Origin of the sequence: Domibacillus indicus (assembly GCF_023715895.1) — a bacterium.
Taxonomy (GTDB): Bacteria; Bacillota; Bacilli; order Bacillales; family Domibacillaceae; genus Domibacillus; species Domibacillus indicus_A.
This window is the reverse complement of sequence record NZ_JAMBOO010000001.1, coordinates 1-13,249: the sequence shown is the minus strand read 5'-3', so window position 1 is coordinate 13,249 and position 13,249 is coordinate 1. Positions and strand designations below refer to the sequence as shown.

The window sequence follows — 13,249 nt, the reverse complement described above, 5'->3', positions numbered from 1 at the left end:
AAAAGCCTGTCTTTTTTTGTACGCTCATGACATATGCAAAAACGACTCATTCGAATCAATTTTTCCAAACACACGGGTAATGGGAAGCCGCTCTCCAGCCAGCCAGCGGCCGAAGTCAATGGGAAGAGGATGGGCGCTTTCGCCGACGCCAAGAAGCATCCGGAGAGAAGCCGGTTCATATACGGTTGTGTGAAGTGTTCCCGCCCAGCTGGCGTATTTCTTTTTAAAAATGCCATAAGCAGGATCGTTGAAAAGCTTGTATCGTTCCATGGTGCTTTGTGCGGTTCCGGAAAAGTGTTGCAGCGTCTGCAGCCGTTCTATAGACTCAGCTGTATGATGGCGGTTTTCGGACGATAAGGTGTCCGAGAGAAAATGATTCGCACAAGCTGCAGCCTGCTTGTGCACTTGTACCCCTCGTGGTGACGCTTCGACAACTGCACTATGCATGGAGGCATCATAAAGAGAGTAATTAAATGCATGTCGATGTGGAATAGAACGAAGCAGGTCGATCGCCTGGTCTGTTGTCGCACACGAGTCCAGCACCATGCGAGCGATAACGCTGCACGTAAATCCATCTTCAGCACGACGCCGATTTACAAAGTGAAAGCCAATCACAAGCCCTTTTTCATTCATGCCGTCAATCCGCCCAATCATCCTGCCGCTTATACCGACTGAAGCGTAGCCATGATCAGGCTGCCACAATAAAAGTCTGCCTTCATAGGTTTTCGGGTGATAATCATAGTTTCTTGCGAAAATGCCATTGTTCATCAGGGCAGAACATCCGCTGTTTACATCATCGGCTTGAAAACCGCTGTATTCGTGAACCACCTCATATAAAGACCAGCTAAGGGACTCTGCAAGGCCCTCAAGCTCTTCCCATATAAGAGGAAGGAAGGATTGAAAGTAGGCTTTTACCTTTTTGAAATCAATATCATAAGAACGAAGAGACTTTTGGCGCCGTTTTTGATGAGCCGCAAAAAGCGGCGATTCCTTTAATTTTTCGCCGGCAAGAAGCCCGAGATCATAATAACTCCCTCTTCCTTGAAGAATGTCGATATAAAAACGCTGCATGCTACTCCTGCTTTCTTTTTCTCTTATCGTGCCTGTTTTGGAAAAAGAATTCAAGAGAGAAGCGGCCGGCCAATGTTTGAAGTGAATTCGAAAAAGGAAAAGTAAAGACATGTAGGGAGGGGAAAAGATGAAAACACAAACAGCTCTTATTTTAGGATTGATTTTCGCACTTGTTATCGCTGTTTTTGCTGTCATTAATGTAAATCCGGTAACGGTAAATTACCTATTTGGTTCTGCACAATGGCCGCTAATTCTTGTTATTTTGTTTTCTGTGCTGCTTGGCGGACTCGCTATCTTTATGTTTAGTTTGTTTCGTACATTGGCACTTAAGCGGCAGCGTAAGGAGCTGGTCCGGCAAAATGAGCAGCTAAAAAAAGAATTGCACGAATTAAAGCTTGAGCACCGGGAGCAGAGAACACCCGCTGCTACGTCAACCCGGCTGGCGCCGGACGGTGATTCATAAAAGAAAAAGGAGAGCTGAGTGAAACCCACTCAGCTCTCTTCTTTTGAATCATATTGTCATTTGTTCAATTGACCCGTATAATGAGTACGTTATGGGGTGAAATTATGCTGAAACCAAAAATGCGCTGGTCCTTGAAAGAAGTGGACCACAAAAAAAGTGAAGCGTTTGCGGAGGAAGTTGGAACAAGCCCTCTCGCTGCATCGCTTTTATTGGGACGGGGAATCACAGAAAAAGAAGAAGCACGTGCATTTTTGTTTGATGAAGGTGTCGCTTTTCACGATCCTTTTTTGTTAAAAGATATGAACAAAGCAATCGACCGCATTCGTCAGGCGAAAGAGCGGGAAGAAGCTGTTCTTGTTTTTGGTGACTATGACGCTGACGGTGTCAGCAGTACGTCGCTGCTTTTAACAGCGCTTCGCGATTATGGTGTTCTCGCTGATTATTATATTCCGAACCGGTTCACTGAAGGCTATGGTCCGAATGAGCCGGCTTTTCGTCATGCGAAAGAAAGTGGCTTTGGTTTGATTATTACGGTTGATACCGGAATTTCAGGCGTTCATGAAGCACAGGTGGCCAAGGAGATTGGCATTGACTTAATTATTACGGATCATCACGAACCCGGGCCTGTACTGCCGGAAGCATTAGCGATTATACACCCGAAGCATCCAGAGGGCACGTATCCATTTGGGTATCTTGCCGGTGTAGGGGTGGCGCTGAAGGTGGCACATGCGTTATACGGGAAAGTACCGGAACATCTGCTTGATTTGGCTGCAATTGGCACGATTGCCGATCTGGTGCCGCTGTACGGAGAGAACCGGCTGATTGCCAAAAAAGGTCTGTCCGCCCTGCGCCAGACAGAGCGGCCGGGTATTGTCGCGCTTTGCAAACAGACGGGCACAGAGCAGTCATCTATTGATGAAGAAACGGTCGGATTTATGATCGGACCGCGTATTAATGCAGCTGGCCGCCTTGATGATGCAGGTCCTGCTGCAGAATTAATGTTAACGGAAGACATAGAAGAAGCGATGATGCTTGCAGAAGAAATTGACGCAATGAATAAACAACGGCAGTCTATCGTCAACGACATGGCAAAAGAAGCAATTGACATGGTAAATCAGGAGTTTCCGCCGGATGAGTACCCGGTCATTGTGGTAGGCAAGGAAGGGTGGAATCCCGGTGTTGTCGGAATTGTTGCGTCCCGTTTGACTGATACATTTTATCGGCCGGCTATCGTGCTTGGTTTTGATTCTGAGAAAGGCATTGCGAAAGGCTCAGCCAGAAGCATTAAAGGCTTTGATTTGTTTAAAAGCTTGTCAACCTGCCGGGATATTTTGCCGCATTTCGGCGGTCATCCAATGGCTGCCGGCATGACCCTGTCGATTCATGATGTAGATGAGCTGCGCAGCCGTATGGTTCGTATCGCTAAGGATACACTTAGGGAAGAGGATTTTACGCCGATTGTTCAAGTCGATGCGCAGGCCTCGGTGTCTGATATTACAGTGCAGGGGATTGAGGAGCTGAATAAGCTGGCGCCGTTTGGCATGAACAACCCGAAACCGCTTTTTGTGATCCAGGATGCTAAAATTGCTTCGATGAAAAAGATTGGCGCCAACCAAACGCACTTAAAAGCAGCGTTTGAACAAAACGGGCAGACCATTGACGGAGTCGGTTTTGGCATGGGAGAGTACGCCGATCAAATAGCGAAAACATCAGACATTTCGGTGATTGGCGAACTGTCTATTAATGAATGGAATAATATGCGCCGCCCGCAGCTTATGCTTCGCGACCTTCGGGTGGACGAATGCCAGCTGTTTGATATGCGCGGCGGAAGAAATGTTTCAAGCTGGTACAAGAACATACCCGATGTAAAGGTCGCTGTATCCTTCAGCCGTGCATCAGGGGATCCTAATGTCGTATTTGTTCAAAACGAACAGGATGCCCAAGCCGTTGAAATGGATGGCAAAAATGTAGTACTGTTAGATTTGCCGGAAAGGGAAGAAGTGATCAAGTCACTCTTGGGTGGAAAGTCGCCGGCTCGTATTTATGCCCATTTCAGCACGCAGGAGAATCATTTCTTCAGTTCGATGCCAACACGGGATCATTTCAAATGGTATTACGCATTTTTATTGAAAAGAGGCTCATTTGATGTGAAACAGCATGGTGAGCTGCTGGCGAAAAAGCAGGGCTGGTCTTATGCTGCTGTTCGTTTTATGTCAAACGTGTTTTTAGAGCTTGGATTTGTTAAACTAGAGAATGGAAAGATTGAAGTGCAAAGAGAAGCGGACAAGCGTGATTTGAGCGAGTCGCCTGCCTACATACGAAAGCAGACGCAATTTAACCTTGAACAAAAGCTGCTGTACTCATCCTACCGTGAATTAAAAATAATTCTGGATGAATGGATGAAGCAGCCCGCTAGACACTGGGAGGAACGATTAACATGAATTTAAAAGAGTATATTAAAATTGTGCCGGATTGGCCAAAGCCGGGCATTCAGTTTAAAGATATCACACCACTTATGGACAATGGCGAGGCATTCCGTTATGCAACGGATCAAATTGTCACGTATGCAAAAGATAAACAAGTAGATTTAATTGTAGGTCCGGAAGCGCGTGGCTTTATTGTAGGCTGCCCGGTTGCCTACTCTCTTGGTGTTGGCTTTGCGCCGGTCCGTAAAGAAGGCAAGCTGCCGCGTGAGACGATCAAAGTACAATATGGGCTTGAGTATGGAAAAGACGTGCTGACGATCCATAAAGACGCCGTTAAGCCGGGTCAGCGTGTTCTTATTACAGATGACCTGCTGGCAACAGGCGGTACGATTGAAGCGACAATCAAGCTTGTAGAGCAACTTGGCGGTATTGTAGTAGGTATTGCATTTTTAATTGAATTAAATTACTTGAACGGGCGCGAAAAATTGGATGGATATGATGTATTAACCATCATTCCGTACGACTGATTCGACAAAAATCGCCTAATTCACAAAAAAAGTGCAGGATGACTTTACATCCTGCGCTTTTTTTTCGATAATAAGAACAATCAGTTTTTTTCGGAAAGGGCGAAGGTGAACAAAACATATGGCGAAAGACCAGATATTAACCGCCGACCAGGTCATCGACCGGACCCGTGCCTACTTGAACGAAGAGCATGTCGGATTTGTCCGGCGTGCGTTTGAGTACGCAAAAGAAGCGCATAAGCACCAGTTTCGTAAATCGGGCGAACCGTACATCATTCATCCTATCCAGGTTGCGGGCATATTGGCTGATCTTGAAATGGACCCGGCAACGGTCGCATCCGGTTTTCTGCATGATGTGGTAGAAGACACGGATGTGACACTGCAGGACTTGGCGAATGAATTTAATGCGGAAGTAGCAATGCTGGTAGACGGTGTCACAAAGCTTGGAAAAATTAAATATAAGTCAAAAGAAGAACAGCAGGCGGAAAATCACCGGAAAATGTTTGTCGCAATGGCACAGGATATTCGTGTGATTTTAATCAAGCTGGCAGACCGTCTGCACAATATGAGAACGTTGAAACACCTGCCGCAGGAAAAGCAGCGCCGTATTTCCAACGAAACGCTGGAAATTTTTGCACCTCTTGCCCATCGTCTTGGAATGTCGAAGATTAAATGGGAGCTGGAAGATACAGCACTTCGTTATTTGAATCCACAGCAGTATTACCGGATTGTCAACTTGATGAAACGTAAGCGCGAGGAGCGGGAGCAGTATTTAGATGACGTCATTGATTTAATGAGAACACGGCTCGATGAGATGGATATCAGCGCGGAAATTTCCGGCCGCCCTAAACATATTTACAGTATTTATCGGAAAATGGCCATGCAGCACAAACAGTTTAATGAAATTTACGACTTATTAGCGGTTCGTATTGTCGTAGACAGCATCAAAGACTGTTATGCAGCGCTCGGCATTATTCATACATGCTGGAAACCGATGCCAGGACGTTTTAAAGATTATATAGCGATGCCAAAAACGAACATGTACCAGTCTCTCCACACGACGGTCATCGGCCCGAAAGGTGATCCGCTTGAAGTGCAGATTCGCACAGAAGAGATGCACCGAATTGCCGAGTACGGGGTTGCGGCGCATTGGGCCTATAAAGAAGGACGAACGGTAGACGAAAATGCTTCGTTTGAAAAGAAAATGACGTGGTTCCGTGAAATTCTGGATTTCCAAAATGAATCGCAGGATGCAGAAGAGTTTATGGAATCATTAAAGCTCGATTTGTTTTCGGATATGGTGTTTGTGTTTACGCCAAAAGGCGATGTGCTGGAGCTGCCGGCCGGTTCTGTCCCGATTGATTTCGCCTATCGTATTCACTCAGAAATCGGCAATAAAACCATTGGCGCAAAAGTAAATGGGAAGATGGTTACGCTTGATTATAAATTAAAAACAGGCGATATTTTAGAAATTTTGACGTCAAAGCATTCATACGGCCCGAGTAAAGACTGGATCAAAATGGCGCAGACGTCGCAGGCGAAAAACAAAATCCGCCAATTCTTCAAAAAGCAAAATCGTGAAGAAAACGTGGAAAAAGGCCAGGAAATGGTCGAGAATGAAATTAAAAATATGGAATTCGATGTAAAAGAAGTGTTGACGCAGCAGAACTTAAAGCGCGTGGCGGAAAAGTTCAACTTCTTGAATGAGGAAGACATGTATGCAGCAGTCGGTTATAACGGAGTCACCGCTCTTCAAGTAGCCAACCGGCTGACTGAAAAGCTTCGCAAGCAGCGTGATCAGGAAGCGGCGCTGAGTGAAGTGGTGAAGGAAATTAAAACGCCGCCAAATCCAGCCGCTCAAAAGAAAAATGCCGGTGTTACGGTTAAAGGCATCGACAACTTGCTGATTCGGCTGTCCCGCTGCTGTAACCCTGTACCGGGTGACGATATCGTCGGCTATATTACAAAAGGACGCGGTGTCTCTGTTCACCGGGAAGACTGTCCGAACGTGACGGCGGATGACGATGCAGAAAATCGCTTGATCCCGGTTGAGTGGGAGTCAGGCGGTGCAAATCAAAAAGAGTATTTGGTTGATATTGAGATTTCCGGCTACGACCGTCAAGGTCTCTTAAATGAAGTGCTGCATGTAGTCAGTGAAACAAAAACAAATATTTCCGCGGTATCTGGACGTTCAGACCGAAATAAAATGGCCAAAATCGATATGTCTATTTTTATTCGTAATGTGAATCACCTGCAAAAAGTGGTGGAACGGGTCAAACAAATTCCGGACATTTATGCAGTCCGCCGCATTATGAATTAACGTTGGCAGGTGTAGAAGAATGAGAGTGGTTTTACAAAGAAGCAAACAAGCAAGCGTGACGGTGGACGGAGTAATCAAAGGAGCCATTGACTCAGGCCTTGTCCTTCTAGTCGGTGTAACACATGAGGATACGGAGCAGGACGCAGCCTGGCTCGCCGAAAAAATTGTGCATCTGCGTATTTTCGAAGATGAGTCGGGAAAAATGAATGAATCACTGCTTGAGCGGGGCGGATCGATTTTATCGGTTTCCCAGTTTACCTTGTACGGTGACTGCAAAAAAGGGCGGCGTCCGAATTTCATGAAGGCAGCAGCCGGTGCCCAGGCAGAAGGGCTATATGATGCCTTTAACCGCCTCATCCGCGAAAAAGGCGTACAGGTGGAAACGGGTGTGTTTGGCGCCATGATGGATGTGTCGCTTGTAAACGACGGTCCGGTTACCTTAATTCTTGATACGAAAGATTAAGGTTGAAATCAGGGGAAAAGTTTTTTATAATCTTTTCATCGGCTGGATATCCAGTCCATCATAAAAGAACATATGAAAAGCCATAGACGAAGAAAAGTAGTGAAGCCCATGCCCGGACAGAGAAAAATGCCGCGACTGAGAGCATTTACGGTGCACCTTCATGAACAGACACTTCTGAGGCGTTTTTCTGAAACAATAGTAGGAAAAACCGCGTATTGCGTTATCAAAAAAGGGAAAGCTTCGGCTTTAACGAGGGTGGTACCGCGGAAAACTTCCGTCCCTGCGCGCAGTGCAGGGATGGAAGTTTTTTTATGTGCTTTTACAAATAAAGGAGGAACGACCATGTCAGTGAATATTCCACGTGGTACGCAGGATATTTTGCCAGGACAGTCAGAAAAATGGCAGTACATAGAATCCATTGCTAAAGACGTCTGCCGCCGTTATCACTATAAAGAAATTCGCACACCGATTTTTGAGCATACCGAATTGTTCAAGCGCAGCGTCGGCGATACAACCGATATCGTTCAAAAAGAAATGTACACGTTCGAAGACAGAGGAGAGCGCAGTTTAACCCTTCGCCCAGAAGGAACAGCCGCGGTTGTCCGTTCGTTTGTGGAAAACAAAATGTTTGGCCACCCGGATCAGCCGGTCAAGCTGTTTTACACAGGTCCGATGTTCCGGTATGAACGCCCTCAGGCGGGCCGCTACCGCCAGTTTGTCCAGTTTGGCGTAGAAGCGATTGGCAGCGAAGATCCGGCCATCGACGCGGAAGTGATTGCACTTGTAATGGATATTTACAAAGCAGCAGGGCTTCAAAAGTTAAATCTCGTCATTAATTCTCTTGGCGATGCTGACAGCCGAAATGCACACCGGGAAGCGCTCATCGGTCATTTCGAGCCGCGTATTGAGGAATTCTGCAGCGACTGCCAGACGCGTTTGCAGCAAAATCCGCTCCGGATTTTAGATTGCAAAAAAGACCGGAATCATGAGCTGATGCAGACAGCACCTTCTATTCTGGACTACTTAAACGAAGAATCAAAAGCGTACTTTGAGAAAGTAACCAGCTATTTAGATGCAATCGGCATTTCATATACCGTAGATCCAAAGCTTGTCCGCGGGCTTGATTACTACAATCACACAGCTTTTGAAGTGATGAGCGAGGCAGAGGGCTTCGGGGCCATCACGACGCTGTGTGGAGGAGGACGCTACAACGGTCTTGTCCAGCAGCTTGGCGGTCCAGAATCACCGGGAATCGGCTTTGCTTTCAGTATTGAGCGGTTTATTGCCGCGATGGAGGCAGAAGGTGTAGAATGGCCGATCGATCAAGGAATTGACTGTTTTGTAGTAGCGCTTGGAGATGCAGCAAAAGACCGGTCCGTCTCGCTTGTTCATGAGCTGCGTACAGCGGGTCTTTCAGTAGACCGTGACTACCAGGACCGAAAAATGAAAGCTCAGCTTAAAGCATCTGATCGCCAGCACGCCCGCTTTACAGCGATTTTGGGTGAAGATGAACTGGCGGAAAACCGAATTACCGTCAAAGACATGGCGGCGGGTTCGCAGGACCAGGTGTCACTGGATGAGCTGGCTGGTTATATTAAAACAAAAATGGAGGCGAAGTAAATGTTTGGACGCACGTTTTATAACGGTGAAATGACCGAAGAACATATTGGAAAAGAAGTATCATTAAAAGGATGGGTGCAGCGCCGCCGTGACCTTGGGAGCGTCATTTTTATTGATTTGCGTGACCGTACAGGCATCATGCAGATCGTGTTTAACCCGGAAATTTCAGCAGAAGCACTTGCTGTGGCAGAAAAAGTCCGCAATGAATATGTACTTGATGTCAAAGGGACAATTGTAAAGCGTGATGCGGAAACCGTAAATGAAAACATCCCGACTGGTACGATTGAAGTACACGTAACGGAAATCAACGTACTGAGCGAAGCGAAAACACCGCCATTCATGATTGAAGACGGAACGGAAGTAAACGAAGACGTCCGCTTAAAATATCGCTACATGGATCTTCGCCGTCCAGTGATGTTTGAAACACTGAAAATGCGCAGTGATGTAACAAAAACGATTCGTGATTATTTAGACGAAAATCGTTTTCTTGATGTGGAAACACCGATTTTAACAAAATCAACACCGGAAGGCGCACGTGATTATCTGGTTCCAAGCCGTGTTCACCCAGGCGAGTTTTACGCGCTGCCGCAGTCACCGCAAATTTTCAAACAGCTGCTTATGGTGTCTGGTGTAGATCGTTACTATCAAATTGCCCGCTGCTTCCGTGATGAAGATTTGCGTGCAGACCGTCAGCCTGAATTCACACAAGTCGATATTGAAACAAGCTTTATGAGCCAGGAAGACATCATGCAAATGACAGAAGAGATGCTGAAAAAAGTGATGAAGCGCGTGAAAAACCTCGACATTGATGGATCTTTTGAACGCATGACATATAAAGACGCGATGAACCGTTTTGGTTCTGACAAGCCGGATACACGCTTTGGTCTTGAATTGATCGATATGGCCGATGTGGTTCGTGGATCTGGATTTAAAGTATTCGCGCAGGTTGTAGAGTCAGGCGGACAAGTAAAAGCGCTTTGTGTACCGGGCGGTGCTGAAAAGTATTCTCGTAAAGATATTGATCATCTAACAGAGTTTGCAGCGATTTACGGTGCGAAAGGCCTTGCTTGGCTGAAAGTTGAAGAAGACGGCATGAAAGGGCCGATTATCAAGTTCTTCACGGACGAAGAACAGGCAAAGATGCTGGAAACAGCCGGAGCAAAAACAGGCGATTTAATCATGTTCGTCGCAGACAAAAAGCAGGTTGTAGCCGATGCATTGGGTGCTCTTCGCTTAAAACTTGGTAAAGAGCTTGGCATGATCGATGAATCTAAATACAATTTCCTTTGGGTAACAGACTGGCCGCTGCTTGAGTATGACGAAGAAGAAGGACGTTACTACGCAGCGCACCATCCATTTACAATGCCATTCCGTGAAGATATCGAGAAAATGGAATCAGACCCGGGCGCGGTACGTGCGCAAGCCTATGACATTGTGTTAAACGGCTATGAACTCGGCGGCGGCTCGATTCGTATTTTTGAACGTGATGTGCAGGAAAAAATGTTCAAGCTGCTTGGTTTCACAGAAGAGCAGGCGAAAGAACAGTTCGGCTTCCTTATGGATGCATTTGAATATGGTACGCCTCCACACGGCGGTATTGCGCTGGGCTTAGACCGTTTGGTTATGCTTCTTGCCGGCCGTACAAATCTGCGTGATACTATTGCTTTCCCGAAAACAGCAAGTGCAGCAGACGTATTAACAGATGCGCCGGGCGAAGTGTCCAATGCACAGCTTGAAGAACTGCATCTACGTATCAGCCAAACAGCGAAATAAGAAAAAAGTTGTGTTTTTAATTTTCTGATAAATTCGCAGTGATCATTAGTTGATTTTCAAAAAAACGTATGATAATATGATTTCAATGAGGCGGATCCTGATGTGTACGTTAGTTACACATTCTGTTTTGACCGAACACTATATGTTAGGGAGTCTGAGTTTTTGGACAGCGCACATGCCCTTTGCGGGGACTTGCAACGCCCAGAACAGGGCACCCACCTGCTGTAGAGCGGGTTCAAAACATATGTTATTACAACGACGGCACGATTGGGATTCGCCGTCTTTTTTTATGCTTAAAAACAGGAGTGATTGTTTAAATGCTTCACCAATTTTCCCGTAATGAACTTGCCTTCGGAAAAGAAGGGCTTGACCTATTAAAAAATGCAACCGTTGCCGTTTTGGGCATTGGCGGAGTGGGCTCATTTGCAGCGGAAGCACTTGCCCGTTCAGGAGTCGGCCGCTTAATTCTGGTCGATAAAGATGTGATCGATATTACAAATATTAATCGCCAGCTGCCGGCACTTTTATCAACAGTCGGACAGCCAAAAGCGGATCTAATGAAAGAACGAATTGCGGATATCAATCCTGAATGTGAAGTGATCGCACTGAAAATGTTTTATACAGAAGAAACATATGAGCAGTTTTTCAGCTACGGACTCGATTACGTTGTGGATGCGTCCGATACGATCTCTTACAAAATTCACTTAATGAAAGAATGTTTAAACCGAAATATTCCGATCATCTCCAGCATGGGGGCGGCGAATAAGTTAGACCCGACACGGTTTACCATTGCCGATATTTCTAAAACCCATACGGATCCTATTGCAAAGGTGATTCGCACACGCCTGCGCAAAGAAGGCATTCGAAAAGGCATTCCCGTTATTTTCTCGGATGAAAGCCCAATTGTGATCCGGGAAGATGTACGTCAGGTCGTCGGCAACGATGAGGCGGAAATTCGCAAAGCGAAAATGCCTCCCGCTTCAAACGCTTTTGTTCCATCTGTTGCGGGCTTAATCGCAGCAAGCTATGTTGTTCGTGACATTTTAAAAGATGTGAAAATCACTCGTGTAAACGATTAAAAAGTCATCCTTTTCCAAGGATGACTTTTTTTGCTTGAAAAAGGGACTTTTTATCTATATATTGGTATAATGTCATAGATTAATAATGATCGGAGCACAAAAAGATGAATTTATTTATGGCACGCCAGCCCATTTTCAGCGTCAATGAGCACGTATTTGGTTATGAGCTGCTGTACCGAAACAGCGAAACCAATACTTTTCCGGATGTGTCCCCGGATCAGGCGACAATTGAAGTGTTAATTCATTCATTTTTGACGGTTGGAGTAGAAAAAATAGCCCATGGGCACCCTTGTTTTATTAACTTTACAGAAACGCTGTTAAAAGAAAAAGTGGCTGAAAACTTTCCGCCGGAGCACGTTATTATTGAAGTGCTGGAGGATATTCCAATTACAGCTGAACTGATTGCCGTTCTTCAGAGACTGAAACAAAAAGGGTACTCAATTGCTTTAGATGATTTTATTCTGCGCGGGCAGACAGACCTGTATAATGAGCTGTTTAACCTGACTACATACATAAAGGTAGATTTTTTACACACAACACCCGCCGAGCGGCTGGCCATCGAACAAAAAGTGAAAAACGATTTTCCGCATATTGTGCTTCTGGCAGAAAAGGTTGAAACACATGAAGAATTCGAGAGGGCAAAAAGGGCAGGTTACGAACTGTTTCAAGGCTACTTTTTTGCGAAACCGCAGCTGATTCAGTCAGCATACCTGCCGATCAATGCGGTCACTTATTTTCATTTGATCAAGCTTTTGCAGGAAGAGGAAATCGATATTGAAAACATTACCCGCTTGATTGAACGGGATGTGTCACTGTCGTATCATCTATTAAAGCTGGCCAATTCACCTGCACTGCGTACAAGAGCCAAGATTAAGTCTATTAAACAAGCGATTATGATGATTGGGTTTATTGAACTGACAAAATGGCTGTATATGCTGGCTCTGCGGGAAATTCAAAAGGACTTGCCGGCCAAAACAAAAGAATTAATGGAATCGGCGCTGTTTCGCGCAAAAGCATGCGAGGAACTGGCCAGGAACACACAAGCTGGGAATGCAGCCGAGTTTTTTCTTGCAGGTATGTTTTCACTCGTGGATGTACTGCTTAAGTGCAGCATGTCAGATGTATTAGCGCAAATTCCATTATCTGATCAGGTAAATGAAACGTTAAGGGGAACTATCACGCCTATCACTCCTTTCTTAGAACTTGTGGTCGGTATGGATATTGTGGATTGGAAGATCATTGAAACAAAAGTGCAAGAGCTTGGGCTGAATGTGCAAACAGTGAAAATGATTTATGAAGAGGCCCGGCAGTGGGCGGGAGAAATGAGCCAGGTCAGTGAGGCAATGAACTGATGACAAATGAAAAACACCAGCTCCTCTAGAGGAGGGCACTGAAAAACTTACGTTTTTAAATTCTTGCTTGTTTCTCCAACAAAAATAGGCAGATTCCTGTTCAAAATTCAACAGGAATCTGCCTATTTCCTTTTAGGCTTTTTGTTCTTTTTCCTTTA

At 45.6% G+C, this 13,249-nt stretch carries 10 protein-coding genes, 1 other RNA gene and 1 other annotated feature; of the genes, 10 read left to right on the top strand and 1 reads right to left on the bottom strand.

Annotated elements, in window-relative coordinates:
• Positions 1-24: 24 nt before the first annotated feature.
• A complete protein-coding gene (locus M3221_RS00055) occupies positions 25-1,071 on the bottom strand; it encodes a C45 family autoproteolytic acyltransferase/hydolase (RefSeq protein ID WP_251269535.1) in 1,047 nt (348 codons plus the stop codon).
• 127 nt (positions 1,072-1,198) lie between these two features.
• Here M3221_RS00055 and M3221_RS00050 point away from each other — a divergent pair, with 127 nt between their 5' ends.
• The 10 genes from M3221_RS00050 (at position 1,199) to M3221_RS00005 (ending at position 13,091) form a co-directional block, all read left to right on the top strand.
• Positions 1,199-1,534, top strand: a complete 336-nt coding sequence (locus tag M3221_RS00050) for a LapA family protein (RefSeq protein WP_242233362.1) — start codon at positions 1,199-1,201, stop codon at positions 1,532-1,534.
• 104 nt (positions 1,535-1,638) lie between these two features.
• Entirely contained in the window at positions 1,639-3,975 is a 2,337-nt protein-coding gene (recJ, locus tag M3221_RS00045) for a single-stranded-DNA-specific exonuclease RecJ (RefSeq protein WP_251269534.1), read from the top strand.
• Positions 3,972-4,487 (top strand): adenine phosphoribosyltransferase, encoded by a 516-nt coding sequence (locus M3221_RS00040; RefSeq protein WP_251269533.1) that lies wholly within the window; start codon positions 3,972-3,974, stop codon positions 4,485-4,487. The genes recJ and M3221_RS00040 overlap by 4 nt, the downstream gene beginning before the upstream one ends.
• 118 nt (positions 4,488-4,605) lie before the next feature.
• On the top strand, positions 4,606-6,804 hold the full coding sequence (locus M3221_RS00035) for a RelA/SpoT family protein (protein WP_251269532.1): 2,199 nt from the start codon (positions 4,606-4,608) through the stop codon (positions 6,802-6,804).
• 19 nt (positions 6,805-6,823) lie between these two features.
• Entirely contained in the window at positions 6,824-7,267 is a 444-nt protein-coding gene (gene dtd / locus M3221_RS00030) for a D-aminoacyl-tRNA deacylase (RefSeq protein WP_251269531.1), read from the top strand.
• Between the two features lie 74 nt (positions 7,268-7,341).
• Positions 7,342-7,552, top strand: a binding site (T-box leader).
• 57 nt (positions 7,553-7,609) lie between these two features.
• Entirely contained in the window at positions 7,610-8,887 is a 1,278-nt protein-coding gene (gene hisS / locus M3221_RS00025; RefSeq protein WP_251269530.1) for a histidine--tRNA ligase, read from the top strand.
• A complete protein-coding gene (gene aspS / locus M3221_RS00020) occupies positions 8,888-10,660 on the top strand; it encodes an aspartate--tRNA ligase (protein WP_251269529.1) in 1,773 nt (590 codons plus the stop codon). It begins immediately after the preceding gene.
• A gap of 91 nt (positions 10,661-10,751) precedes the next feature.
• Positions 10,752-10,938: non-coding RNA, 6S RNA (gene ssrS / locus M3221_RS00015), on the top strand.
• 39 nt (positions 10,939-10,977) lie between these two features.
• Positions 10,978-11,739 (top strand): tRNA threonylcarbamoyladenosine dehydratase, encoded by a 762-nt coding sequence (locus M3221_RS00010; protein WP_242233369.1) that lies wholly within the window; start codon positions 10,978-10,980, stop codon positions 11,737-11,739.
• A gap of 104 nt (positions 11,740-11,843) precedes the next feature.
• Positions 11,844-13,091: an EAL and HDOD domain-containing protein gene (locus M3221_RS00005; RefSeq protein ID WP_251269528.1), complete on the top strand. Its 1,248-nt coding sequence runs from the start codon at positions 11,844-11,846 to the stop codon at positions 13,089-13,091.
• Positions 13,092-13,249 lie beyond the last annotated feature (158 nt).

Bases quoted from the DNA above. Each gene is read 5' to 3' on its own strand.
- M3221_RS00055 (WP_251269535.1), bottom strand. From the start codon at position 1,071: ATGCAGCGTTTTTATATCGACATTCTTCAAGGAAGAGGGAGTTATTAT.
- M3221_RS00050 (WP_242233362.1), top strand. From the start codon at position 1,199: ATGAAAACACAAACAGCTCTTATTTTAGGATTGATTTTCGCACTTGTT.
- recJ (WP_251269534.1), top strand. From the start codon at position 1,639: ATGCTGAAACCAAAAATGCGCTGGTCCTTGAAAGAAGTGGACCACAAA.
- M3221_RS00040 (WP_251269533.1), top strand. From the start codon at position 3,972: ATGAATTTAAAAGAGTATATTAAAATTGTGCCGGATTGGCCAAAGCCG.
- M3221_RS00035 (WP_251269532.1), top strand. From the start codon at position 4,606: ATGGCGAAAGACCAGATATTAACCGCCGACCAGGTCATCGACCGGACC.
- dtd (WP_251269531.1), top strand. From the start codon at position 6,824: ATGAGAGTGGTTTTACAAAGAAGCAAACAAGCAAGCGTGACGGTGGAC.
- hisS (WP_251269530.1), top strand. From the start codon at position 7,610: ATGTCAGTGAATATTCCACGTGGTACGCAGGATATTTTGCCAGGACAG.
- aspS (WP_251269529.1), top strand. From the start codon at position 8,888: ATGTTTGGACGCACGTTTTATAACGGTGAAATGACCGAAGAACATATT.
- M3221_RS00010 (WP_242233369.1), top strand. From the start codon at position 10,978: ATGCTTCACCAATTTTCCCGTAATGAACTTGCCTTCGGAAAAGAAGGG.
- M3221_RS00005 (WP_251269528.1), top strand. From the start codon at position 11,844: ATGAATTTATTTATGGCACGCCAGCCCATTTTCAGCGTCAATGAGCAC.